Raw genomic sequence first — 24594 nt, 5'->3', positions numbered from 1 at the left:
TGCTCACACGCCCGCCGAGACCAGCTCCGCCACCCGGTCCAGCAGTTGGTCTCGGCCGATCGCGTCCGTCTCCGTCGACGGCACCGTGCAGGCGTATGCCCCGGCCACCGTCCCGTACAGGGCGCAACGCCGGGGTGGCTCCCCGTCGAGGTGGGCGAAGAGGAAGCCTGCGGCGAAGGCGTCGCCCGCGCCGTTGGTGTCCACCACCGGCGCGGGTGGTGTCACCGTCGGTATGTGGCTCAGCTCGCCGTCGGACAGCAGGTACGCACCCTCGGCCCCGGCGGTGGCGACGACCAGCTCGGCCCTGCCCCGGTCCGCGATGCGGCGCATCGTCCGCTCGGGGTCGGTGAGGGCCGCCGCCGAGAGGAAGACGATGTCCGCCGCGTGGGCGAAGGGCTCGTGGTAGGGGTTCTCGCCGTCCCAGTCGTGCAGGTCGGTCGAGACGGAGACGCCGGTCTCGCGCAGCGCGGGCAGGGCGTCGGCGCACGGGTGGGTGATGGCCACGTGGACGTGCCGGCTCGCCGCGGCGAGGTCCCGGACCGTCCGCTCAGGGAAGCGGTCGTCGGCGTGGGCCCGGCTGGTGTCGTAGAGGGAGAGCCGACGGCCGTCCGGGCCGACCAGATTCACCGCGCGCTTGGTGCCGGCGGGCTGTGGGATCGCGGTGAACGGGATCCCGCGCTCCCGGTGCAGCGCGCGGACGAGTTCGCCCTCGGGGTCGTCACCGAGCAGGTCGAGGTGATGGGTGCGCAGGCCCAGCGCGCTCAGGCCCACCGCGACGAAGTCGCCGGTCTGCCCGGCGCGGGTGCGGATCCCGGAGTCGATCATGTAGCTGTCGGCGTACGGGAGCGGCAGTTCGGGGACGTACACGATCGTGTCCACGCCCGCGCCGCCCAGCACCAAAACATCAATCCCGTCGCTCATCCCCCGCCCTCCCCGTGGTCGTACACCGTCACGGCGATCCCGCGCCGCACCAGCCGCTCCGTGATCAGCGGCTCGATCCGGGACCACTTCCCGCCTGCCAGACCGCAGCCTATGCGGGGCATGTGCACGGACGCGCCGAGTTCGATCACTTCGTCGGCGAGCCGGGCGAGCGCCGTGTCGATGGCCTCGTAGCGCACAGGGACGCCCTTGCTGCCCGTGCGGGTGCCCCGCTGACCGATCATGTTGGCCACCCAGACATACCGCTCGGCCCGCACCAGCTGTATCGCGCCCAGCCCGAAGTCGTTCGACGCGCGGTGGCGGTGCCATGCGCGGTACTCATCCTCCGGCTCCGGCCAGCGGCGCGACAGCGCCAGGACGAAGCCCTTTCCCCATCCCCCGATGTCGTTGCAGACGTGGGCGATCACCTTGACGCCCTTGCCCGACGGCACGGTGGCGTCACCCCGGACATATGTGATCTCCGACATGACGCCACCGTAGGCGATGCCACTGACAGTGGCCGTGACCTGCTACTTCGTGAGCTCGGACAGCTCTCGGTCCGCGGTCTTCGACACCCGGCGGCGCACCCCGTGCCAGCCGCCGACCAGCAGCGCGGCGATCACCGGGATGAGCATCAGCGTCTTGCGGCCGACCTCGGGGTCGTTCCACATCATGCCGAGGCAGACCAGCAGGAAGGCGATCGTGGCAATCTCCGTGCCGGGGCTGCCCTTGAGGCGGAAGTGCGGCCGGGTGACCAGCCCCGCCCGGGCACGCCGGACGAAGACCAGGTGGCAGATCATAATGATCACCCAGGTGCTGATGATGCCGAGGGAGGCGACGTTCAGCACGATCTCGAAGGCCTGGCTCGGCATGAGGTAGTTGAGGCCGACGCCGAGCACGCACACCGCGCAGGTCAGCAGGATGCCGCCGTACGGAACCTGGCTGCGGTTCATGCGGGCGGTGAACTTCGGGGCCGAGCCCGCGATCGCCATGGAGCGCAGGATGCGGCCGGTGGAGTACAGGCCGGAGTTCAGCGAGGACATGGCGGCGGTCAGGACGACCAGGTTCATCACGTCACCGGCGCCCGAGACGCCGATCTTCGAGAGCACCGTCACGAAGGGGCTCTGGTCGGCCGAGTACACCGAGCCCGGCAGCAGCAGGGCCAGCAGCACGACCGAGCCGACGTAGAAGAGGCCGACCCGCCACATGATCGAGTTCACCGCGCGCGGGACGACCTTCTCCGGCTCGGCGGTCTCGCCGGCCGCGACGCCGACCAGTTCCAGCGCGGCGTACGCGAAGATCACGCCCTGCATGACCAGGACGACCGGCATCATGCCGTGCGGGATGATGCCGCCGTGGTCGGTGACGACGCTCAGGCCCGGGGTCTGGCCGCCGACCTTGTGCTGGGTGGCGAGCAGGAAGATGCCGATCAGCATGAAGCCGACGAGGGTCGCGACCTTGATGATCGCGAACCAGAACTCCATCTCGCCGAAGATCTTCACGGAGATCAGGTTCACGGCCAGGACCACCGCGAGGGCGGCCAGGGCGAGCACCCACTGCGGGATGCTGGTGAACATGCTCCAGTAGTGCGTGTACAGCGCGATCGCGGTGATGTCGGCGATACCGGTGGTCGACCAGTTCAGGAAGTACATCCAGCCGGCGACATAGGCGCCCTTCTCGCCGAGGAACTCGCGCGCGTACGACACGAACGAACCGGACGAGGGCCGGTACAGGACGAGCTCACCGAGGGCCCGTACGACGAAGAAGGCGAACACGCCGCAGACCAGATAGGCCAGGGCGAGTGCGGGGCCGGCGTTGTGCAGACGGCCGCCGGCGCCGAGGAAGAGTCCGGTGCCGATGGCGCCGCCGATGGCGATCATGTTGACGTGGCGGGCCTTGAGGGCCTTGCTGTAGCCGGCGTCGCCCGCGTCCGCGGGCGTCCCGGTCGCCCGGGTAGGGGCGGCGACCTGTGCCGATTCCACGGCGTCCTTGCTCACGGGTGGTTCCACTCTCTGGTGCGCCCGGGCGTCGTGGGCCCGGGTGTCCGTACTGTCTCGGCCCGCACCGCCCTTGTGTCGCGGTACAGACCAAGGGAGCAGCTTTCCAGAAGGATCACCCCGTATGCGATGTTCCTCGTCACAGAGCGGCTCTTCTCACATCGCGGTCACCCGCGGCTCACACTCCGGTCGCACCGCGGAAGAGGTGTCACAGCACTGGTGAGACAGCAATACTGCTGCACATGACGACCGACACCGAGGAGCCGACCCTCACCATCGACGAGCTGGCCGCCCGGGCGGGCGTCACGGTCCGCACGGTCCGCTTCTACGGCACCAGGGGCCTGCTGCCGCCGCCGGTGATCGGTCCGCGCCGGGTGGGTCACTACGGCCGGGAGCATCTGGCGCGCCTGGCGCTGATCGAGGAGTTGCAGCACCAGGGCATGACGCTGGCCGCGATCGAGCGGTATCTGCGGCAGCTGCCGCCGGACCTGACCGCGCACGAACTCGCCGTGCACCGGGCCGTGGTCTCCTCGTGGGCCCCGGACGCGGCGGAGACACTGTCGCGCGAGGAACTGGAGCGGCGGGCGGGGCGGTCCCTGGACGAGGGCGACCTGGACCGGCTCGTGGCGATGGACGTCGTCGAACGGGCCGGTGACGCCTACCGCGTGGACCTCGGACAGCTGCGGCTCGGCGTCGAGCTGCTGGACGTACCGCTGTCCCAGGAGGCGATCCTCGCCGCGCGGAAGGTGCTCCTGGAGCACTCGCGCGCGGCCGCCCACGAGCTCTCGCAACTGCTGCGCGACGAGGTCTCGGAGCGGGACGCGCGGCATGTGCGGTCGCTGTCCGCCCATATGCAACCGCTGGTGGTGCAGGGGCTGCTGACCACGTTCCAGCGGTCCCTGAAGCAGGAGCTGCGCCTGTGGCTCGACGATGCGCAGGCAGACGAAGCCCCATGACCCACCGGCCCGTCGCTCGGCTCAGCAGCGCGGCACGGGCTTGCTGTACGAGGTGCCGCTGGGCGTGGCCACATAGTGGTCCGACACATAGTGGCCGTTGTCGAGCCGGTCCCAGATCTTGGTGGTGCCGACCGTGGAACCGGACCGCTGGCAGGTGACCCACGCCAAGGCTCCGCCGGGCGAGGTGCCGACGGCGGAGTACCCCGTGCCGGGGCCGCTGCGCTCGGTCACGCCTGCCGAGGCGGTCACCTGGTACGGGTAGGCGCAGCGGGGCAGCGGCGCGCTGTAGCCCGTGCCGGAGGGGGTGCTGACGTAACGGTCCGAGACATAGCCGCCGTTGGTGAGCCTGTCCCACACGGACGTGGTGCCGACCTTGGTGCCGGGCGTCTGGCAGACGACCTTCAGGGTCGCGCCGGGGGCGTAGGTCGCGGTGACGGGGTAGCTGGTCGCGGGCCCGGTGCGGGCGTTGAGCGGGGTCGTGCTGGTCACCTTGTACGGGTACGCCACCGTGGCGACGGGCGCGTCGAGCCGGTCGGTGTCGACGTTGAGGGTCACTCCGCCGTAGGTCTCGTCGTGGCCGCCGCGGAACTGCTTGGCGCGCTGGTGGACAGCCCATTTGGAGTCGGCGATGCCGGCCCAGCCCTTGAGGGAGTCGACGCTGTCGTAGCGCGCGATCCACAGGGCGTCCGGGCGTGCGTAGGCCGTGGACGTGTAGCTGTCGGCGAGTTGGCGGGCGCCCAGGTTGAGGTTCATATAGACGCCGGAGACATAGCCGAGCCGGTGGAGTTCCTTGGTCCAGGCGGAGACATAGGTCAGGACGGCCGTGCGGCAGGTGCCGTCGGTCTGGGTGTAGTGCTCGATGTCGTTGTAGAGGGCGCTGCCGGGCAGCATGCCGAGGGCCTTGGCCGCGGCGATCGCCTCCGTGGCGGCCGCGGTGCCCTGCGAGCGGGCCGTGGCCGGGCTCGTGCTGATCTTGGCGTCGGACGGCCGTGCCCCGCACGGCGGTTGCAGGCCCTTGTGTATGGGAAGCAGGCGCCACTTCAGCCCGGTCACGGAGGCCACCCAGGACGCGGTCAGCTGCGGCTGGGCGCACGTACGGTTGACGCCGGAGACATAGACGCCGAGGGCGCGGTAGGGCGAGGCGTTCCAGGCCTGCACGGTGGTGAGCGGCGGGGCCGTGCAGGCGTCGAAGGCGAGCCCCGAGTAGCGGGTTGCGGTCGCGCCCGCCGGATAGCCGACGGGCGTGGCCGGTTCGGCCGCGGCGACGGGAGCGACCGCGAGGGCAGAGGCTCCGCCGAGGAGGCAGGCCGAGGCGACGGCGAGGAATCTTCGCAGGGCAGAGCGTGAGTACGGCATGGGGACCCCCCCTGAGCGGTATGGCCGAGTTCGCTCGCCCTCACGGTCGCGTCCCCAAGCCCCCGCTGTCCACAGGCGTGCAAGAAGTTCACCCGTTACGGCGCGCGCCCGCGCCTCGCCGGAGCTCCGGCAGGGCGCGGGCGCGGCCGTGTCACCTGGGGACTTGCTCAGCGTGCGTCGGTGAAGGTCTCCCCCCGCTCCGCCTTCTCGACCAGCAGGGCGGGCGGCTGGAACCGCTCGCCGTAGCGCTCGGCGAGTTCACGGGCGCGTGCCACGAAACCGGCGACACCGGCGCCTGCCCCGGCGCCGCCGTCGTAGCCGTTGATGTACTGGAGCACACCGCCGGTCCAGCCCGGGAAGCCGATGCCGAAGATGGAGCCGATGTTGGCGTCGGCGACGGACGTCAGGACGCCCTCTTCGAGGAGCCGGACGGTGTCGAGTGCCTCGGAGAAGAGCATGCGCTCCTGCATGTCCCGGAACGGGATCTGGTGTCCGGGCTCGGTGAAGTGCTCGCGCAGCCCCGGCCACAGCCCGGCCCGCTTGCCGTCCTCGCCGTACTCGTAGAAGCCCGCGCCGCCGCTGCGTCCGGGGCGCCCGAACTCGTCGACCATGCGGTCGATGACGGCCTCGGCGGGGTGCGCCTGCCAGGTGCCGCCCGCCTCCTCGACGGCCCGCTTCGACTCGCCCCGAATCTTGCGGGGCAGGGTCAGGGTCAGCTCGTCCATCAGGGAGAGCACCTTGGCCGGGTAGCCGGCCTGGGCGGCCGCCTGCTCGACCGACGCGGGCTCGATGCCCTCGCCGACCATCGCGACACCCTCGTTGATGAAGTGTCCGATCACCCGCGAGGTGAAGAAGCCGCGGGAGTCGTTGACGACAATGGGCGTCTTGTTGATCTGCCGGACCAGGTCGAAAGCGCGCGCGAGGGCCTCGTCGCCGGTGCGCTCGCCCTTGATGATCTCGACGAGCGGCATCTTGTCGACGGGCGAGAAGAAGTGCAGTCCGATGAAGTCGGCCTGGCGCTCCACGCCTTCGGCGAGGGCGGTGATGGGCAGGGTGGAGGTGTTGGAGCAGAGCAGCGCGTCGGGGGCGACGACGCTCTCGATCTCCTGGAACACCTTGTGCTTGAGGGTCGTGTCCTCGAAGACGGCCTCGATGACCGCGTCGCAGCCGGCGAGGTCGGCCGCGTCGGCGGTGGGCGTGATGCGGGCGAGCAGCGCGTCGGCCTTCTCCTGGCTGGTACGGCCCTTGGCCACGGCCTTGGCGCACAGCTTCTCGGAGTAGCCCTTGCCCTTCTGCGCCGCCTCTGCCGACACATCCTTCAGGACGACGTCGATGCCCGCGCGGGCGCACGAGTAGGCGATGCCCGCGCCCATCATGCCGGCGCCGAGGACGGCGACCTTGCGGACCTTGCGCGCCTCGATGCCCTTGGGGCGGTTGGCGCCGGAGTTGACGGCCTGGAGGTCGAAGAAGAACGCCTGGATCATGTTCTTCGAGGTCTGGCCCGCCGCCAGCTCGACGAAGTAGCGGGCCTCGATGACCTGGGCGGTCTCGAAGTCGACCTGGGAGCCCTCGACAGCGGCCGCGAGGATGTTGCGCGGGGCCGGGTAGGGCGCGCCGCCCGTCTGCTTGCGCAGGTTGGCCGGGAAGGCGGGCAGGTTGGCCGCGAACTTCGGGTTGGCCGGCGTGCCGCCCGGGATCCGGTAGCCCGGCTTGTCCCAGGGCTGCTGCGACTCGGGGTTGGCGTCGATGAAGGCGCGGGCCTTGGCGAGCAGTTCCTCGGGCGTGGCGGCCACCTCGTGGACGAGGCCGTTGTCCTGGGCGCGCCGCGCGTTGTACTGGGTGCCCTGGAGGAGGACCTTCAGCAGCGCGTCGGCGATGCCCAGCAGGCGTACGGTGCGCACGACTCCGCCGCCGCCGGGGAGCAGGCCGAGGGTGACCTCGGGGCAGCCGATCTTGGTGCCGGGGGTGTCGAGGGCGACGCGGTGGTGGCAGGCGAGGGCGAGCTCGAAGCCGCCGCCCAGGGCCGCGCCGTTGATCGCCGCGACGACCGGCTTGCCCAGGGTCTCGATACGGCGCAGGTTCCGCTTGATGGCGAGGCCGCCGTCGAGCAGGTCCTGGGCGGTCTCGGGGGTGACGCGGATGAGGTCGCGCAGGTCGCCACCCGCGAAGAAGGTCTTCTTGGCGGAGGTGAAGATGATGCCGCGGATGGAGTCCTGCTCCGCCTCCAGGCGGTCCGTGATCGCGGCGAGCGAGTCGCGGAAGGCCGCGTTCATGGTGTTCGCGGACTGGTTGGGGTCGTCCAGGACGAGGGTGACGACGCCGGTGTCGTCCTGTTCCCAGCGGATGGTGGTGCTCTCGGTCATGTCAGGGGTCTCCGTTGAGGTCTGAAGTCTCTGCTGCCGCTGGGAACTAGATGCGCTCGACGACGGTGGCGATGCCCATGCCGCCGCCCACGCACAGCGTGGCGAGGCCGTACCGCTTGTCCTGGCGCTCCAGTTCGTCGATGAGCGAGCCGAGGATCATCGCGCCGGTGGCGCCGAGCGGGTGGCCCAGCGCGATCGCGCCGCCGTTGACGTTGACCTTGTCCAGGGACAGGCCCATGTCCTTGACGAAGCGCAGCACGACGGCCGCGAACGCCTCGTTGATCTCGACGAGGTCGATGTCGTCGATGGTCAGCCCGGCCTTGGCGAGCGCCTTGCGGGTGGCGGGCGCGGGCCCGGTGAGCATGATGGTCGGCTCGGAGCCGGAGACGGCCGCGGAGACGATCCGCGCGCGCGGGGTGAGTCCGTAGCGCTCGCCGACCTCCTTGGAGCCGATCGCGACCAGCGAGGCGCCGTCCACGATGCCGGAGGAGTTGCCCGCGTGGTGGACGTGGTCGATCTTCTCGACCCAGTGGTACTTCTGCAGGGCCACCGCGTCGAAGCCGCCCAGCTCGCCGATGTCGGCGAAGGACGCCTTCAGCTTGGCGAGCGAGTCGGCGGTGGTGCCGGGGCGCGGGAACTCGTCGTGGTCGAGGACCACGAGTCCGCTGCGGTCCTTGACGGGGACGACGGAGCGCTCGAAGCGGCCCTCCTTCATGGCGGTGGCCGCGCGCTCCTGCGAGAGGGCCGCGTATTCGTCGACGTCGCGCCGGGAGAAGCCCTCGATGGTGGCGATCAGGTCGGCGCCGATGCCCTGGGGCACGAAGTTGACGGCGAGGTTGGTCATGGGGTCGTTGAACCAGGCGCCGCCGTCCGAGGCCATCGGCACCCGGGACATCGACTCCACGCCGCCGGCCAGGACGAGGTCCTCCCAGCCGGAGCGCACCTTGGCGGCGGCCAGGTTGACGGCTTCCAGGCCGGACGCACAGAAGCGGTTCTCCTGGAGGCCCGCCACGGTGTCCGGCAGTCCGGCCGCGATCGCCGCGATCCGGGCGATGTCCGAGCCCTGGTCGCCGACCGGGCCGACGACGCCGAGGACGATGTCGTCGACGGCGGCCGGGTCGAGGCCGGGGAAACGGTCACGGATCTCGTGGATGAGCCCGACGACCAGGTCGATGGGCTTCGTGCCGTGCAGGGCGCCGTTCGCCTTGCCGCGGCCGCGCGGAGTGCGGATCGCGTCGTACACGTACGCTTCGGTGCTCACTGACAAGCCTTTCCGGGAGGGTGAGGGTTTTTCAGAGCCAGCTCTTGACGGTCTCGACCAGGCGGGCCGGGTCCGGGCCCACCGGGACGACGTTCAGCATCGTCACGCCCGCCTCGCGGAACGCGGCGACGCGCTCACGGACGTAACCCTCCGGGCCGCACAGCGACATGAGCTCGCAGAGTTCGTCCGGGACGGCCGCCTCGGACTCCTTCTTGCGGCCGGAGAGGTACAGCTCCTGGATGAGCCGGGCTTCCTTCTCGTAGCCGTACGCGACGGCGAGGTCGTTGTAGAAGTTCTTGCCGGGCGCGCCCATGCCGCCGACGTACAGGGCGATCTTCGGGCGGGCGAGGTCCCGTACGGCGGCCGCGTCCTCGCCGATGGCGAGCAGCCCGCCCGCGACGATCCGCAGCGGCTCCAGGGCGGGGTCGCGGCGGGCGGCGCCTTCCGCGAGCGGGGTCCCCCACACGTCTTTGGCCTTCTCGGGGACGAACAGGGTGGGCAGCCAGCCGTCGGCGATCTCGGCGGTCATACGGACGTTGGCGGGGCCGAGGGAGGCGACGTACAGGGGCACCGCGGGGCGCACGGGCTTGGTGAGGATCTTCAGGGGCTTGCCGAGGCCGCCGGGCCGGGGCATGTCCGTGATGCCGTGGTGGTCGATGACCTCGCGGCGCAGGATGCGCCGGGTCAGCTCGATGGTCTCGCGGGTGCGGCCGAGGGGCTTGTCGTACGCCTTCCCGTGCCAGCCCTCGACCACCTGCGGGCCGGAGGCGCCGAGCCCGATGACGGCGCGGCCGCCCGACATGGCGTCGAGGCCGGCGGCAGTCTGAGCGATCAGGGCGGGGGTGCGGGAGTAGACGTTGAGGATCGCGGAGCCGATCTTCATCCGTTCGGTGCGGGCGGCCAGATAGCCCATGATCGTGGGGGCGTCGAAGCCGTACGCCTCCGCGACCCAGACGGCGTCGAGGCCCGCCGACTCCAGAGCGGCGGCCTGGTCCGCGGCCGTGCGCGGGTCGGTCGCGTAGTCGAGGGGGATCGAGAGTTCCATCAGTCGCCGTCCTTCTCGGGGTCGGTGATGAGCCGGGGTACGTCCCAGTCGCGGGCCACTTCCGTGGTGTCGGCGCCCGGCAGGACGGGGCCGGTGCGGACGGTGGTGGGGGTCTCGGTGAAGCGGGGGGCCGGCGCGGGCTGGGTGATGCCGCCGTGGTCGGTGAAGGTGCCGCGGGCGGCGAGGTGCGGGTGGTGCGGGGCCTCGCGCAGGGACAGGACGGGGGCCACACAGGCGTCGGAGCCCTCGAAGACGGCCGTCCACTCGTCCTGGGTACGGGACTTGAAGCGGGCGGCGACGCGCTCGCGCAGCTCGCCCCAGCGGGTCCAGTCCTTGCGGGCGGGGGCCAGCTCGTCGAGGTCCATCAGGTGCAGGAACTCCTCGTAGAACTGCCGCTCCAGGGCGCCGACCGCCATGTATCTGCCGTCGGCGGTCTCGTAGGTGCCGTAGTAGGGGCAGCCGCCGTCCAGGAGGTTGGCGCCGCGCCGGTCCTGCCAGCCGCCGGCGGCCAGCATGCCGTGGATCATCGCGGAGAGGTGCGCGGCGCCGTCCACGATGGCGGCGTCGACGACCTGGCCGGTACCGGTCGCGCGCGCGTGGTGCAGGGCGGCGAGGACACCGACGACCAGGTAGAGGGAGCCGCCCGCGTAGTCGCCGACCAGGTTCGCGGGGATGGCCGGGGGCTCGTCCGGGGCGCCGATCATGCCGAGGGTGCCGGTGAGGGCGATGTACGCGATGTCGTGGCCGGCACGCTGGGCGAGCGGGCCCTCCTGGCCCCAGCCGGTCATCCGGCCGTAGACCAGCCGCGGATTGCGGGCGTGGCAGTCCTCGGGGCCGACGCCGAGGCGCTCGGCGACGCCGGGGCGGAAGCCCTCGATGAGGATGTCGGCCCGTTCGACCAGGTCGAGGACGCGCGCCGGGCCGTCCGCCGACTTCAGGTCGACGAGCACTGAGCGCTTGTTGCGGTTGGTGACGTCGTACGCCGGGTCGATGCCCAGGCCGTTGCCGCCCGGCCGGTCCACCCGTACGACGTCGGCGCCCAGGTCGGCGAGGAGCATCGCGGCGAACGGGCCGGGTCCGATCCCGGCCAGCTCGACCACGCGCACGCCCGTGAGCGGGCCCTGTCCCGGCGTCGGCGTCCTGGCCGTCCTCATGCCGCCCCCAGTCTTGTGACACAACTGATGTAACACCAGTGATGCTAAGAACGTGTTCCACCCGGCACAAGACCTGGCGAGCAAGCGCTTAGCCAAGTTACCCGGAAGTCCGCTCGCCCAGCGTGGTCCGCGGGAGGTCAGCGCGCGTCGAGTTCCGCCATGAGCCGCTTGGGGGCGATCACCTGATGGCTCTCCTCGACCCAGTCGCACAGCTGCTCGCCGGCCGGGGCGCCCGGCTGCTGCAGCGGGATCCGCACCCAGCCCGCCCGAGGCCGTAGCCGACGGGCTCGGCGCGACGCACTTTTTCCCACTTCTTCAGGGTGTTGCCGGGCACGGCCATCGGCTGCCTCCGGGCTGGTCGTCGGGCTCCGCACACCTCACGCTAGCCTCAGCCACCGACAGCGGCGCGGGTTGCACGACCGAGAGGTGTCATGAGCAGGCTGAGCAGGACGGACCGTCCGTACGACATCGTGCTCTTCGGAGCCACGGGCTTCGTCGGGACGCTCACCGCGGAGTACCTGGCCGCACATGCGCCCGAGAACCTGCGCTGGGCGATCGCCGGCCGTGACGAGAGCCGGCTGCGGGCGCTGCGCGAACGGCTGCCGGGCGGTGCGGAGGTCGGGGTGCTCCGGGCGGACGTCACCGAACCCGGGACACTGCGCGAACTGGCCGGGCACGCGCGCGTGGTGGCCTCGACCGTCGGGCCGTACGTCCGCTACGGCGAGGAACTCGTCGCCGCCTGCGCGGACAGCGGGGCGGACTATCTCGACCTCACGGGCGAGCCCGAGTTCGTGGACCTGATGTACGTCCGCCACGACGCACGCGCGCGTGAGACCGGCGCCCGGCTGGTGCATGCCTGCGGTTTCGACTCGGTGCCGCACGACCTGGGGGCGTACTTCACGGTCCGGCAGCTGCCCGAGGGCGTACCGCTGACGGTGGACGGATACGTGACCGCCGACGCCACCTTCTCCGGCGGCACCCTCGCCTCGGCACTGACCCAGATGGGGCGCGGCCGGCAGATGCTCGCCGCCGCGCGCGACCGCGGCCGGCACGAGCCGCGGCTGATGGGACGCAGGGCTTCGGCGCCGACCGGTGCGCCACGGTTCGCCAAGGAGGTCGGGGCCTGGGCCCTCCCCCTGCCGACCATCGACGCGCAGATCGTCCGGCGGTCGGCGAAGGCCGTGGACCGGTACGGCCCGGACTTCCGCTATCGGCACTACGCGGCCGTCAAGCGGCTGCCCGTCGCCCTGGGCTCGGTCGCGGCCGTGGGCGCGGTGGTCGCCGCCGCTCAGCTGCCGCCCGCCCGGCGCTGGCTGTCGGACCGGCTCAAGCCCGGGGACGGGCCGAGCGCCGACAAGCGCGCGAAGAGCTGGTTCTCGGTCCGGTTCGTCGGCAAGGGCGGCGGCCGGCGCGTGTTCACGGAGGTCTGCGGCGGCGACCCCGGTTACGACGAGACGGCGAAGATGTTCGCCGAGTCGGCCCTGTCCCTGGCCTTCGACGACCTGCCGCCGACAGCCGGCCAGGTCACGACGGTCCAGGCGATGGGCGACGCCCTGACCGAGCGGCTGCGCACGGCGGGGATCACGTTCAGAGTGGTGGCGACCTTCTAGCGGCGGCTAGAGCGGCCACCCCAGTACCGTGTAGATCATCCCGCCTATCCAGCCGAGCCCCGCCAGCACGGCGAGGACAAGCGCGGCCGTCACGGCGCGCTCGACGGGGCGGTTGGGGTCTGCGAGGGGCTTTGCGGCACGGGATGTCGTCATGCGCCACAGCGTGCCGGTCGCGGCGGGGCCGTCACATCCGTACAGCTACTCACACAACGTACTCAGGCGTCGTACTCAGGCGTCGTACTCAGCCGACGGCCAGTCCCCCAGCGCTTCCGCGATGCGGTCCCGTACGGCCGGATCGTGGGCGGCGGTGGCGAGCCGGACCGCGAGGGGGCCGATCCGCCACCCCGCGTGGTAGTCGAAGAGCGGCGGGGGTCCCGCCTCGTTGTGGGCGAGCTTGCCGACCAGCTCCGCAAGGCGGACCAGGAGTTGCTGCTCCTGCGTCGGATGCTCCCAGGCCGCGAGTCCTCGCCCGCGGACCAGCTCGAACACCTCGCGCCCCCGGCTCCAGCGGTCGCGGTCGTCCGCGAGGTCCAGCGCGGCGTCGATCTCCGGTGTCCGGCCCAGCCCCTCCGCCGCCGCCCGGAGCACCCGGCCCGCCCAGACGACGGGAAGGGGCTGGCGCTCGAACAGGGAACGGCCCCAGCTCCGTTCGGGATCCGCGGCCGCATGCTCGACGAGAGGGCTCCGCCCGCGCGTCGCCTCGCGAAGCGCGCGCCGGCAGAGCGCGTCCGCCCGGCGCGTTGTCTCCGGGAGCCGGTACTGCGGGGTGAGCGCGAGCGTGTGGGCGCAGGCGTTGTCCAGGCTCACCCGGTGGCCGACGGAGACGAAGACCGGCTTGACGGAGTCCCGGGTGCGCAGGGCGCGACCGACCTCCTCGGTGCCCGCGAGGAGCGGGGTGCCGCTGCCGCGCCGGGGGTCCGGGTCGTCGTACGTGAAGGTGAACGGGTTCTTGGCGACGCCGATGGTGGACAGCCCGGTGAGCACGCCGAGGTGGCTGGCGAGGCCGAAGCGGCGCGGGTGGGCCAGTCCGTAGCCGTCGCAGACCACCAGGCCCGGCGGGTGGGGAAGGGCGTCGAGGGCGGCCAGGACGGTGGGGATCTCGCGGAAGGCGAGCAGCCCGGGGACGTACGGGAAGGAGATCCGCCCGACGGCCGTCGCCTCGGCCACCACGTCCAGCGTCGCCGCGTCCAGCACGACGGCCGCGGCCGCGACGACGTCCCGCTCGTCGTCGTAGGCGACGTCGACCCCGGTGACGTACCCCGTCCCGGGCGGCGGCCCCGGCTCGTCCAGCACCACCCGTCCGCGCAGTTCGTCCTGTACGGCGCGGGCCTGCTCCTCGGTCGCGGGCCAGCCCGCGGGCACACGTACGGTCGTCATGGTGGGGTCGACTGTACGGGCCCGGCCGGCCGCGCGGGCGCCCAGGGGTAGGCTCGTGATCATGTTCGTACTGGACCTGATCTACACCGCACCGCTCGACGCCGTGGACGCCGTGATGCCGGCGCACGTGGCATGGCTCGACGAGCAGTACGAGAAGGGCCTCTTCCTCGCCTCCGGGCGCAAGGACCCCCGCGAGGGCGGGGTGATCCTGGCCGTCGCGGAGGACCGCGCGCGCATCGAGGACGTCGCCGCGGGCGATCCGTTCGTCGCCGCCGGGGTGTGCGCCTACCGCATCACGGAGTTCATCGCCACCAAGACGGCGCCCGGGCTGGAGCGCTACCGCGAGACGCTCGGCTGAGCGCGCGGGCTCAGCTCTTCTTCCCGCCCAGCGCGCGCCGCAGCTGCTCCTTGTTCATGTCCGAACGGCCCTTGACGTTGCGCTGCTTGGCCTCCTCGTACAGCTGGTCGTAGGTGGGCCCCTGGGCACCCTGGTGGGACCGCCTGCCGCCGCGCTCGCCGGACGACATGTCCTGGGTCGAGGTGCGACTGGCGGTCTTCGACTCACCGGCCCTGGCGCGTTCCTTGTTGACCGTCCGCGCCGCGATCTCCTCGGCGCGCTCCGTGCTCTCGCCCCGGTCCAGGGCGCTCTGCTTGATGTGCTCGTACTGACGTTCCCGCTTGGGACTGGCACCGCGTGGCATGGCCGCTCACTTCCTCTCGTGTCGTGTGCGACGACCTCTCGTGTCGTGCACGACGACCGAGTACCCGCGCCGCGGCCCGCCGCATCAGCTCTCCAGCCGCGCCACGCGCCCCTTCTCCCCGGCCGCCCAGCAGCCCAGGTCGGGGGTGCAGTCCACGGTGTCGTACGAGCCGGTGTCGACCGTCCGCCAGGTGCGCCCGGCGTCGGTGGTCAGGTCGGTTCCGGTGGGGCCGACGGCGAGCGCGGCGCCGCGGCTGTGCGGGAGCCAGGCGGCGCCGGAGCGGTAGGCGGGCGGGGGCGCGGCGGCGGGCCGCCAGCTGCGGCCGCCGTCCGGGGTGAGCGCCGCCGCCTGCGGGGAGGGCTGGTCCGCGCGGTAGTCGCCGCCGACGGCGAGGCCGTGGGTGCGGTCGCGGAAGGCGAGGGCGAACACGCCGCGGGCCGGGTCGCCGGCCGGGACCGGCGTGTCGGTGGCCGTCCAGGTCAGGCCGCGGTCCGTGGAGTGCAGCACGCGCGCGCGTGCGCCGCCGCCGGTCGCCAGCCACGCGTCCTCGGGACCGGAGGTGACCAGGCACTGACCGCTCGCCGCGAAGCCCGCCTCGCCGTCCAGCGCGGCGGGCATGCCGTCGGAGGGCAGCACCCGCCAGGTGCGGCCGCCGTCGCCGGTGGACAGGATGCGGAACTTTCCGTCCACCGGGTCGCTCATGGCGAGGCCGTGGCGGCGGTCGAAGAAGGAGAGGCAGTCGTAGAACGCCTTCGGGTCGGTGTTGCGGAAGGACTCCGTCCAGGTCGCGCCGCCGTCGTCGGTGCGGTAGACGCGGGAGTCCTCGCCCTCGCCGATGGCCAGCACCACCGCGCGGCGCGCGTCGAACGCCTCGATGTCCCGGAACTGCAGAGCGGCCGCGCCCGGCGGGGAAACGTTGCGCCAGCTCGCCCCGCCGTCCGTGGTGCGCAGGACCGTACCGCCGGATCCGGCCACCCAGGCGGTGTCGCGGCTGACGGCGGACAGCCCGCGGTAGCGGATGTCGGGGGTGCCGGTGTCCTTGAGTTCCCAGTGCGGTGCGCGGTGGCCGCCCTGCGGCGCGGCGTGCGCCGGTGCGAGCGTCAGCGCGGCCAGCGCCGCCCCGCAGGCGACCCCCGCGGCCACCATCCGGCTGGTACGGGTCGTACGTCTCGTTCGTCGCGTGCTCCCCAAACGCCTCATGGCGGGCGAAGCTAGCCCACCGCCCCGGCGTCGTCCAGGGGCCCCGGGCGCCGCTCACGGCGGTACGGAACTCACCTGCCCCTCGCGTGCATGGACGCGGTGACCGAGGTCACTCGAAATTCGTGTGCACGGATTGGCTGATTCCGTCGTCTCTTCCAGTGCCGGGTCTCAGCCACCCGGAAGTTCGTCCAGCCGTCACGAGGGAGCAAGGCGTTGTCCATCGTCATCGAGCAGCCCGTAGAGGCCCGACTCGTCGCCGCCGCACCGCGCATGCCGAGCATTCCCGCCACGCTGCGCTACGACCGGCACGACCCGTTCGCCGTCCGGATGACCTTCCCCGCCCCGGCCACCCTGGAGGGCGTGGAGGTGTGCTGGAGCTTCGCCCGCCAGCTCCTCTCCGCGGGCCTGCACGGCCCGGAGGGCCACGGCGACGTCCGGGTGCGGCCGTACGGGTACGACCGCACCGTGCTGGAGTTCCACGCCCCCGAGGGCACCGCCGTCGTGCACGTCCGCACGGGCGAGATCCGCCGGTTCCTGCAGGCCACGAACGAGCTCGTGCCCGAGGGCCTGGAACACCTCCAGCTGGACCTCGACCACCAACTGGCCGAATTGATGCGGGACGCCTGCTGACCTAGCGCCCCCGCGTCAGCAGGGTGTTGAGCTCCCCGTAGTCCAGCCCCTGCTCCTGTGCCCGGTACGTCCCCGCGTCCAGCAGCTCCCGCGCCGCGCGGCGGACGACCGCGTAGGCGGCCCGGTCCGGGCCGGACCCGGCGCTCACCCGGGCCACGCCCAGGGCGGCGAGCTCGGCGACGGACGGTGCGCCGGGGCCCGCCAGCACGTCGAGCGGTCCATCGATGCCCTCGGCGAGCGCCCTGACCGTTTCCGGGTCGACGGCCCCGGGGACGAAGATCCCGTCGGCGCCCGCGGCGCGGACGGGCGGCGGCCCGCTCCAGGGTGGCGTCCACTCCCCCGGCGCCCCCCAGGAAGGTGTCGATCCGGGCGTTGACGAACAGCGGCACGCCCTGCGCGTCGGCGGCCTCGCGGGCGGCGGCGATGCTCCCCCAGACTTCGTCCGGGGGGACCCCCATTTCGCTTCGCTCGCCTGTTCGGCGAGCGGCCGCAGCGGGCCGCTCCCCTCCTCGTACAGCGCGTCCTCGATGTTGATGCCCACCGCGCCCGCCGCGAGCACCGCGCGGACGGTGTCGGCGACGCCCGCCGGGTCCTTCGCGTAGCCGCTCTCGACGTCGGCGCCGACCGGGACGCGGACCGTGGCGGCGATGCGCGCCACCGCGTCCAGTGCTCGGTCCCGCTCCAGCCGGTCGCCGTCGGCTGTGCCGAGGCTCCAGGCGAGCCCTGCGCTGGTGGTCGCCACCGCGGCGGCGCCGGCGTCCTCGGCGAGCCGGGCGCTCATCGCGTCCCAGGCGTTCGGCAGGACGAGCGGACGCCCCGGGATGTGCAGGGCGCAAAAGGCCAGGGCGCGGTCTCCCGGGGTGTTCTCGTTCGTCATGCGGACGACTCAACCAGCCGGGCCGGGGCGCGGGCCGGCAGAAATCCGACGTGTACGTGGGGGCCGGTGCGAGCTCGCGGCGCGGGCTCGCGATTAATTGCGTTGACGGCCCGGCGCACCCCTCGTACGTTGTTCAGCGGTCCTGTTGCCGTCGATTGGAGAAGGACGTTGCTCGTCTGAGGTCCTGAGACACCGCGTCACACCCGTCGGGTGTGTGCGTCGTGTGCGACCTCGGCGTCCGAGCCGTCCTCCGGCACAGGGCCTTTGTGTGCCCCCGGTTCCCCGGTCCGCGCCCTGCGGTGTCTCGACACGCGTCCACCCCGACCGCACCCAGCAACCGCGAGGCCCTTGTGTCCACTTCTCTCAGTTGTACGTCCCTGTCCTTCGGCTGGCCCGACGGCACCTCCGTCCTCGACGGCCTCGACGTGGCCTTCGGCCCCGGCAGGACCGGGCTGGTCGGCGTCAACGGATCGGGAAAGTCGACCCTGTTGAAGCTGATCGCCGGCGAGCTCACCCCGTCGGACGGCACCGTCAAGGTGACCGGCGAGGTCGGCTACCTCCCGCAGAACGTCACGCTCGACACCGCCCTGCGCGTCGACGAGGCGCTCGGCATCGCCGCCCGGCGGGCCGCACTGCACGCCATCGAGGCGGGCGACGCGTCCGCGGAGCACTTCGAGACGGTCGGCGACGACTGGGACGTCGAGGAGCGCGCGCTCGTCACCCTCGGTGAACTCGGTCTCGGCCACATCGGCCTGGACCGCACGGTCGGCGAGGTGTCCGGCGGCGAGTCGGTACTGCTCCGCCTGGCCGCGCTGCTGCTGCGCCGCCCGGACGTGCTGCTGCTCGACGAGCCCACGAACAACCTGGACCTGTACGCGCGCAGGCGGCTGTACGCGGCCGTCTCGTCCTGGCCGGGCGTGCTGGTCGTCGTCAGCCACGACCGCGAGCTTCTCGAACTGGTCGACCAGATCGCGGATCTGCGTGCCGGGGAGATCACCTGGTACGGCGGCAACTTCTCGGCCTACGAGGAGGCCCTCGCCGTGGAGCAGGAGGCGGCCGAACGCATGGTGCGGGTCGCCGAGGCGGACTTTCGCAAGCAGAAGCGCGAACTGGTGGACGCCCAGGTCAAGCTGGCCCGCCGCAAGCGCTACGGGCAGAAGATGTGGGAGCAGAAGCGTGAACCGAAGATCGTGATGGGGGCACGCAAGCGCGCGGCGCAGGAGTCCGCGGGCAAGCACCGCATCATGCACGAGGAGAGGCTCGCCGAGGCCAAGGACCGGCTCGACGAGGCGGTGGACGCCGTACGGGACGACGACGAGATCCGCGTCGAGCTGCCGTACACGGCCGTACCGCCGGGCCGGAACGTGCTCACCCTGCGCGGCCTGGAACTGGCGTACGGGGCGCGCGTCAACGGCATCCTCGACCTGCGCGGTCCCGAGCGGATCGCGCTGATCGGGCGCAACGGCGCGGGCAAGACGACCCTGCTGCGCACCATCGCCGGGGAGCTGGCGCCGGTGGCGGGCGAAGTGGAGGCGCATGTGCCGCTGCGGTTCCTGCCGCAACGGCTGGACGTCCTCGACGGCGAGCTGTCCGTCGCCGAGAACGTGGCCCAGTTCGCGCCGGGCGCCACCAACAACCGGATCCGGGCGCGTCTGGCCCGCTTCCTGTTCCGGGGCGCCCGCGCCGACCAGAAGGCGGCCACGCTGTCCGGCGGCGAACGCTTCCGGGCGGCCCTGGCGGCGCTGATGCTGGCCGAGCCCGCACCGCAGCTCCTGCTGCTCGACGAGCCGACGAACAACCTGGACATGGCGAGCGTGCGCCAGCTCACGACCGCCCTGGAGTCCTACGAGGGAGCGCTCATCGTGGCCGGCCACGACCTGCCGTTCCTCAGGTCCCTCGGCATCACCCGCTGGCTGCTCCTGGAGGAGGGAGAACTGAAGGAGACGACACCCGAGGAGGTCGGGGACCCGGCCTGACCGTCTTCCTTGGAGCGCCTTTGGCGGGACACGGCCCGGCACCGGGGTTTTGTACACCCGGTCCGGGCCTGCATGATGGCGAACCGGCGCCGCATCGTGGGCGCCGTACCGACCCGCCGATTCGGAGACCCGTCGTGCCCAGCAAGAAGGCCCTCGTCCGCCGCCCCAGCCCGCGCCTCGCCGAAGGCCTGGTGACGCACATCGAGCGGGAGAAGGTCGACGCAGAACTCGCCGTGGAGCAGTGGGAGGCGTACGTCGAGGCGCTGCGTACGCACGGCTGGGAGACGGTCGAGGTGGACGCGGCCGACGACTGTCCGGACTCGGTGTTCGTCGAGGACACCGTGGTCATGTACAAGAACGTGGCGCTGATCACCCGGCCGGGTGCCGAGTCCCGGCGGGACGAGACCGCCGGGGTCGAGGAGGCCGTGGCCCGCCTCGGCTGCTCGGTCAACTGGATCTGGGAGCCGGGCACCCTGGACGGCGGTGACGTCCTGAAGGTCGGCGACACGATCTACGTGGGCCGGGGCGGACGCACCAACGCGGCCGGGGTGCAGCAGGTGCGGGCCGCCTTCGAGCCGCTGGGCGCGCGGGTGGTGGCCGTACCGGTGAACAAGGTGCTGCATCTGAAGTCGGCGGTCACCGCGCTGCCCGACGGCACGGTGATCGGGCACATCCCGAACGTGGACCGCCCCTCACTGTTCCCGGGCTTCCTCGCGGTGCCCGAGGAGGCCGGCGCGCACGTGGTGCTGCTCGGCGGCAGCAAGCTGCTGATGGCGGACAGCGCGCCCAAGACGAAGGAACTGCTCACCGATCTCGGCCATCAGGTGGTCACGGTGGACATCAGCGAGTTCGAGAAGCTCGAGGGGTGTGTGACGTGCCTCTCGGTGCGACTGCGGGGGCTGTACGCCTGATCGGCTGATCCATCACCCCAACAGCCCCGGGACCTGCGCATCCCGGGGCCGTTTGACATGTCCTGGTACAGCAGAGGAACGGCGCCTGATCAGCGATCTTTACGCCACGCTTAACCTACGGCTTCGTAACCTACGGCTTCGTAGCCTACGATCTCGTAGGTTCCGGCACCGCTCGCCGGTTCACCTCCTTCATCCCCCTTGTACGGCGTCCCCCTGGAGTTCCTGTGACGATCACCTCTCCTCACCTCGGCAGCCCGTCCGTGTGGACCGACGCGAAGCTGCTGTACGCGCTCGAGGAAGTGGTCGAGAAGGAGCTGAACCGCCATCTGAAGATCGCCAAGGACTGGATGCCCCACGAGTACGTCCCGTGGACCGACGGACGCAACTTCCCCGGCCAGTTCGAGGACGGCGAGGCCTGGGGCAAGGAGCAGTCCAAGGTCACCGAGATCGGCCGTGTCGCCCTCGTGGTCAACCTTCTGACGGAGGACAACCTCCCCAGCTACCACCACGAGATCGCCTCGCTCTTCGGCCGGGACGGCGCCTGGGGCACCTGGGTGCACCGCTGGACGGCCGAGGAGGGCCGGCACGGCATCGTGATGCGCGACTACCTCCTCACCTCGCGCGCGGTGGACCCGGACAAGCTGGAGCAGTTCCGCATGTCCCACATGAGCGAGGGCTTCGAGTCCGACAACCGTCACTCGATGCTGCACTCGATCGCCTATGTCGCCTTCCAGGAGCTCGCGACCCGTATCTCGCACCGCAACACCGGCCACCAGTCCGGCGACCCGGTCTGCGACCGCATGCTGGCCCGCATCGCGACCGACGAGAACCTGCACATGGTCTTCTACCGCAACCTGCTGAAGTCCGCCTTCGAACTCGCCCCCGACCTGACCATGCAGGCCGTGCGGGACGTCGTCGTGAACTTCCGCATGCCCGGCCACGGCATCCCCGGCTTCGAGCGCGCCGCGGCCCAGATGGCGATCGGCGAGGTCTACAACCTCCGCATCCACCACGACGACGTCCTCCAGCCCGTGCTGCGCTTCCTGAAGATCATGGAGATCGACGGGCTCGGCCCGGAGGGGAAGCAGGCACAGGACGAACTCGGCCTGTTCATGGGCGGTCTCGACGCGGAGGCGCTGAAGTTCGACGAGAAGCTGGCCGCGCGCAAGGCGCGGATGACGGCGCGCGCCGGGGCCTGACCGGCAGCACCCGACCGTAGCGTGCAGGGCGCACCGATGTGTCGGTGCGCCCTGTCAGTGGCCTGCGGCATCATGCCGCCATGCGTGACCACACCAGGGCGGAACAGGCAGTCGGCTTTCTGCTCGGCCTGATCGACGAAGAAACCGCCGGACGGATCCGAGCGCGGACCGGCCTGCCCGGCCCCGAACACCCCGCGGCGATGCGGCGCCGGCTCGACCGCGCGTGGGCCTGGGCCGATGTGCTGCCGTCCTCGGTGGTGCTGTGGGTCCTCGAGGAGGACGACCCGGACCTCAACGCGGTGGTGTGGCGGTTCGTCGGCACCGACGCCGCGCTGCGCCGGGCCGTCGCGCGGGGCGTGCCGTTCGGTCCCGGGCGCACCGAGCCGCTCCCGGTGCACCCCACCCTGCGCGACGAGGAACCCGAGGTGCCCGAGAGCTATGTGCGGCACGGCCTCGTGGGCGCGCTGCGGGAGGCGACGTCCCTTCAGCAGGCCCGGGCGGCCGGGTCCATGGTCCTGACGCGCACCGACTGGGCGGCGGTCGCCGAGGCGCACGGCGAGCGTCCACTGCCCGGGTACGCACGCTGGGCGCTGTCCGTACGCCCGGACTGCCCGCCCGCGCTGCGCGAACGGTTCGGTTCGCACCGCAAGTTCACCCACCGGGTCCGTCTGGCGGGTGTGCTCGACGGCCCGGCCGAGTACGCGACGGCCCACGGCCCCGCCGTACACGCGCTCCAGGTCCTCTCCATGGGTCAGGTGCTCTTCCCGACCCGCATCAAGGAGGCCGAGCAGGCCCTGCGCCCGCTCGTCCACGACCATCTGGGCGACCGCGAGGACGCCTGGGCGGTACTGGCCCAGCTGGTCGAGACGTTCCACGGCAACGCCACCGAGCTGGTGCTGACCGCGAGCGCCATCGCCTGAGCCGAAGGGGCGAAGGGGGCGGGCGGGCTTCCCGGACTGCGGGATCGCGGCTCTTGCCGGACGATGGATGTCGGGGCGCCGGGGACATCGTGGAGGTACGGAACAGTGTCGGACAAGGAACCACAGATCCCTGCCGGCGAGGAGCCGCGGTCCGAGGCCTGGAAGACGGCGGTGACGGTGCTGCAGGACGTCAGACCCCCCTTCGTACCCGAGGGTGCCTCGGGTATGACCATCGTGGTCGAGTGGCCTCCTGGCGACCCCGGGACTCCTCCGCACCGGCACCCCGGGCCGGCCTTCGGATACGTGCTCGAAGGCGCGGTCCGCTTCGAGCTGGAGGGCGAGCCGGAACGTGTGGTCGAGGCCGGCGGGACGTTCTGGGAGCCGGGCGGTGACGTGATCCACTACCAGGACGGCAACGCCCTGCCGGACGCACGGACCCGCTTCGTCGTGACCATGCTCTGCGCACCGGATCAGCCGATGCTCACGCTGGTGGACGAGGAGGAACTGGCCCGGCGGGCGCATCTGCGCGCCCCGCGGCCCGTGGATTAGGGGGCGGGGCGGCCGGATTCGAACCGGCGTGTTCTGGTTCTGGAGACCGGTGCGCCTGCCTCTGCGCTACGGCCCCGCCCTTGCCGCAGAGCGTAATGCCTTGGTCCGTTGTCAGTGCGGGCTGGTACCAATGAAGCACCGGGGGAAGCGCGTTACAGGGGGCACGGGGGGCTTCGCATGGCGTACGGGGAGCGGGGGCGACGGCGCCCTCTTGTGGTCGACCTCACCGACCGCCGGGCACTTGAGCGGTACCGCCCGGCGGATCCGGCGGTGGTCGAGGCGGCGCGGCGGCTGAAGGAGGCCGCGCTGCTGGACTTCGGCCTGACCGAATCGGCGGTGGCGTCCTGGCTGTATGCGAAGTGCCACCACCAGATCCCGACGACCGCGGTGGACACGGCGGCCGTGGTCGCCTCCGGCGACGGCTCCTGCCTGCTGCTGTACAACCCGGACTTCTTCGTCGCGCTGGGCCTGGACGGCGTGAAGTTCGTGCTGTTCCACGAGGCGCGGCATCTGGTGCACCGCCATCTGTTCGCGGACGCCGAGCTGCGCGAGGACCCGGTGTTCGAACTGGCCGCCGAGGTGTCCATCAACCATGTGGCACTGGTCCGGCTGGCCCGCGAGGAGCTGCCGCTGCTCGACGGCCGGCCCACGGGCGTCGACCCACGCAAGGTGTACGACGCCTACTGGGAGGACCTGACGACGCACGGCCTGGAGCCGGTGGCGTACGAGACGTTCACCCACACGGACATGCGGGTGTACGGCGAGCTGAAGCGCATGCGCCATCCTCCCGTCCCCGAGCGGCGGTTGTGCGTGCACCTGGAGGGCGGGCTCGTCCCGGCCGACCAGGAGACCGTCGACGCGGTGACGTCCTCCGCGCTGCTCAACTCCCTGCTCGCGGCCCGGCGCGGGCACCCGGGCGCGGAGCGCGAGCTGCTCGACCTGATGGGCCGCACCGAGGAGGGCTCGGCGCGGGCCGCCCGGATCTGGGGCAGCCTGGGGGCGGGCATGCTCCGCGGAGAGACCACGCGCACGCGTACGGTCGACTGGTGGCAGCGCTGGCTGGTCGACGTACTCGGCTCGAAACTGCGCGACGGCGAGCGGCTGGTGTACCCGAAGAAGCGGGGCGCCCTGCTCGCGGCCCTGGGCCAGGACCCGATGCTCTCGCGACGGGGCCCGGTGCGGGACAAGGTGCTGGTCATCGCGTACGACACCTCGGGCTCGATGCCGGACCACGTCATCACGTGGCTCACCGAACTCGTCGGCCGGATCGACGGGGTGGAGGCGCACTGGCTGTCCTTCGACTCCGTGGTGATGCCGTTCAGACCGGGCGAGCGCGTGTACGGCGGCGGTGGCACGAGCTTCCAGGCGGTCGCGGACCACGTGGAGGGCCGCACGGAGGTGAACGGGCGCCGATTCGACGTGACCCCGGACGCCGTCGTGATGCTCACCGACGGATACGCCCCGGCAATCACTCCGGCCGAGCCGGGCAAATGGATCTGGCTGATCACCCAGGGCGGCAGCGACTGGCCCGAGACGCACACACCGGCGATGGACTGCCATCGCGTCACACAGGATCACGGTAGATGACCACGGA

21 protein-coding genes, 1 tRNA gene and 3 pseudogenes are annotated in these 24594 nt (G+C 71.8%); 10 read left to right on the top strand and 15 right to left on the bottom strand.

The window, feature by feature from the left end; translation table 11 throughout:
* Window positions 1–3: 3 nt before the first annotated feature.
* From ACZ4EG_RS20180 to ACZ4EG_RS20170, 3 genes are read right to left on the bottom strand one after another with little or no spacing between them, the layout of a single operon-like run.
* Complete coding sequence (locus tag ACZ4EG_RS20180) at window positions 4–921, bottom strand: adenosine kinase (RefSeq protein WP_453545368.1); 918 nt, start codon at window positions 919–921, stop codon at window positions 4–6.
* On the bottom strand, window positions 918–1406 hold the full coding sequence (locus ACZ4EG_RS20175; protein ID WP_467791541.1) for a macro domain-containing protein: 489 nt from the start codon (window positions 1404–1406) through the stop codon (window positions 918–920). The genes ACZ4EG_RS20180 and ACZ4EG_RS20175 overlap by 4 nt, the downstream gene beginning before the upstream one ends.
* A 42-nt stretch (window positions 1407–1448) precedes the next feature.
* Window positions 1449–2915 (bottom strand): amino acid permease, encoded by a 1467-nt coding sequence (locus ACZ4EG_RS20170; RefSeq protein WP_467791540.1) that lies wholly within the window; start codon window positions 2913–2915, stop codon window positions 1449–1451.
* A gap of 242 nt (window positions 2916–3157) precedes the next feature.
* On the opposite strand from ACZ4EG_RS20170, the gene ACZ4EG_RS20165 reads away from it, so the two are divergent.
* On the top strand, window positions 3158–3871 hold the full coding sequence (locus ACZ4EG_RS20165; protein ID WP_467791539.1) for a MerR family transcriptional regulator: 714 nt from the start codon (window positions 3158–3160) through the stop codon (window positions 3869–3871).
* 21 nt (window positions 3872–3892) lie between these two features.
* Here the strand turns inward: ACZ4EG_RS20165 and ACZ4EG_RS20160 are convergent, their stop codons facing one another.
* The 6 genes and pseudogenes from ACZ4EG_RS20160 to ACZ4EG_RS20135 all read right to left on the bottom strand — a co-directional run.
* Window positions 3893–5227 (bottom strand): glycoside hydrolase domain-containing protein, encoded by a 1335-nt coding sequence (locus ACZ4EG_RS20160; protein WP_467791538.1) that lies wholly within the window; start codon window positions 5225–5227, stop codon window positions 3893–3895.
* A gap of 167 nt (window positions 5228–5394) precedes the next feature.
* The gene (locus tag ACZ4EG_RS20155; RefSeq protein ID WP_453545359.1) at window positions 5395–7590 is read right to left on the bottom strand and encodes a 3-hydroxyacyl-CoA dehydrogenase NAD-binding domain-containing protein; all 2196 of its coding nucleotides are present in this window, start codon (window positions 7588–7590) and stop codon (window positions 5395–5397) included.
* Window positions 7591–7636: 46 nt separating this feature from the next.
* Complete coding sequence (locus ACZ4EG_RS20150) at window positions 7637–8851, bottom strand: acetyl-CoA C-acetyltransferase (protein ID WP_453545357.1); 1215 nt, start codon at window positions 8849–8851, stop codon at window positions 7637–7639.
* Window positions 8852–8882: 31 nt separating this feature from the next.
* Window positions 8883–9896: an LLM class F420-dependent oxidoreductase gene (locus ACZ4EG_RS20145; RefSeq protein WP_467791537.1), complete on the bottom strand. Its 1014-nt coding sequence runs from the start codon at window positions 9894–9896 to the stop codon at window positions 8883–8885.
* Window positions 9896–11050, bottom strand: coding sequence for a CaiB/BaiF CoA transferase family protein (locus ACZ4EG_RS20140; protein WP_467791536.1), 1155 nt, complete (start codon window positions 11048–11050; stop codon window positions 9896–9898). The genes ACZ4EG_RS20145 and ACZ4EG_RS20140 overlap by 1 nt, the downstream gene beginning before the upstream one ends.
* Window positions 11051–11187: 137 nt before the next feature.
* Window positions 11188–11342 (bottom strand): annotated as a pseudogene (locus tag ACZ4EG_RS20135) (MmcQ/YjbR family DNA-binding protein); the annotation flags it as partial.
* Window positions 11343–11481: 139 nt separating this feature from the next.
* Between ACZ4EG_RS20135 and ACZ4EG_RS20130 the strand changes: the two are divergent.
* Window positions 11482–12660, top strand: a complete 1179-nt coding sequence (locus ACZ4EG_RS20130) for a saccharopine dehydrogenase family protein (RefSeq protein WP_467791535.1) — start codon at window positions 11482–11484, stop codon at window positions 12658–12660.
* A 6-nt stretch (window positions 12661–12666) separates the two neighbouring features.
* On the opposite strand, the gene mmpA is transcribed toward ACZ4EG_RS20130, so the two are convergent.
* Window positions 12667–12813, bottom strand: a complete 147-nt coding sequence (mmpA, locus tag ACZ4EG_RS20125; RefSeq protein WP_390705522.1) for a morphogenic membrane protein MmpA — start codon at window positions 12811–12813, stop codon at window positions 12667–12669.
* Window positions 12814–13353: 540 nt separating this feature from the next.
* Window positions 13354–14037, bottom strand: a pseudogene (locus ACZ4EG_RS20120) (endonuclease V); the annotation flags it as partial.
* A 61-nt stretch (window positions 14038–14098) separates the two neighbouring features.
* On the opposite strand from ACZ4EG_RS20120, the gene ACZ4EG_RS20115 reads away from it, so the two are divergent.
* Window positions 14099–14395 (top strand): YciI family protein, encoded by a 297-nt coding sequence (locus ACZ4EG_RS20115; protein ID WP_453545347.1) that lies wholly within the window; start codon window positions 14099–14101, stop codon window positions 14393–14395.
* Window positions 14396–14405: 10 nt separating this feature from the next.
* On the opposite strand, the gene ACZ4EG_RS20110 is transcribed toward ACZ4EG_RS20115, so the two are convergent.
* The gene (locus ACZ4EG_RS20110) at window positions 14406–14738 is read right to left on the bottom strand and encodes a plasmid stabilization protein (protein ID WP_390705520.1); all 333 of its coding nucleotides are present in this window, start codon (window positions 14736–14738) and stop codon (window positions 14406–14408) included.
* A gap of 84 nt (window positions 14739–14822) precedes the next feature.
* Complete coding sequence (locus ACZ4EG_RS20105; protein WP_467791534.1) at window positions 14823–15884, bottom strand: WD40/YVTN/BNR-like repeat-containing protein; 1062 nt, start codon at window positions 15882–15884, stop codon at window positions 14823–14825.
* 267 nt (window positions 15885–16151) lie between these two features.
* On the opposite strand from ACZ4EG_RS20105, the gene ssgD reads away from it, so the two are divergent.
* On the top strand, window positions 16152–16568 hold the full coding sequence (gene ssgD / locus ACZ4EG_RS20100; protein ID WP_467791533.1) for a spore wall synthesis regulator SsgD: 417 nt from the start codon (window positions 16152–16154) through the stop codon (window positions 16566–16568).
* 1 nt (window position 16569) lies between these two features.
* Here the strand turns inward: ssgD and ACZ4EG_RS20095 are convergent.
* Window positions 16570–17445: pseudogene (locus ACZ4EG_RS20095) on the bottom strand (isocitrate lyase/PEP mutase family protein).
* A 350-nt stretch (window positions 17446–17795) separates the two neighbouring features.
* On the opposite strand from ACZ4EG_RS20095, the gene ACZ4EG_RS20090 reads away from it, so the two are divergent.
* From ACZ4EG_RS20090 to ACZ4EG_RS20070, 5 genes are all read left to right on the top strand, one after another.
* Window positions 17796–19421 carry an ABC-F family ATP-binding cassette domain-containing protein gene (locus ACZ4EG_RS20090; protein WP_467791532.1) on the top strand — a complete coding sequence of 542 codons (1626 nt, stop codon included), beginning with the start codon at window positions 17796–17798 and terminating at the stop codon, window positions 19419–19421.
* Window positions 19422–19555: 134 nt separating this feature from the next.
* Complete coding sequence (gene ddaH / locus ACZ4EG_RS20085) at window positions 19556–20332, top strand: dimethylargininase (RefSeq protein WP_390705517.1); 777 nt, start codon at window positions 19556–19558, stop codon at window positions 20330–20332.
* 224 nt (window positions 20333–20556) lie between these two features.
* Window positions 20557–21531: an acyl-ACP desaturase gene (locus ACZ4EG_RS20080; RefSeq protein WP_453545337.1), complete on the top strand. Its 975-nt coding sequence runs from the start codon at window positions 20557–20559 to the stop codon at window positions 21529–21531.
* 80 nt (window positions 21532–21611) lie between these two features.
* Window positions 21612–22451 (top strand): hypothetical protein, encoded by an 840-nt coding sequence (locus ACZ4EG_RS20075; RefSeq protein WP_467791531.1) that lies wholly within the window; start codon window positions 21612–21614, stop codon window positions 22449–22451.
* 126 nt (window positions 22452–22577) lie between these two features.
* Entirely contained in the window at window positions 22578–23000 is a 423-nt protein-coding gene (locus ACZ4EG_RS20070; protein WP_453546784.1) for a cupin domain-containing protein, read from the top strand.
* A gap of 2 nt (window positions 23001–23002) precedes the next feature.
* Here the strand turns inward: ACZ4EG_RS20070 and ACZ4EG_RS20065 are convergent.
* Window positions 23003–23078, bottom strand: a tRNA-Trp gene (locus ACZ4EG_RS20065).
* 99 nt (window positions 23079–23177) lie between these two features.
* On the opposite strand from ACZ4EG_RS20065, the gene ACZ4EG_RS20060 reads away from it, so the two are divergent.
* Entirely contained in the window at window positions 23178–24587 is a 1410-nt protein-coding gene (locus tag ACZ4EG_RS20060; protein ID WP_467791530.1) for a DUF2201 family putative metallopeptidase, read from the top strand.
* Window positions 24588–24594 lie beyond the last annotated feature (7 nt).

This window comes from Streptomyces sp. NPDC025638, assembly GCF_055558775.1.
The sequence above is the reverse complement of the archived record's forward strand: the minus strand, read 5'-3'. Positions and strand labels throughout refer to the sequence as shown.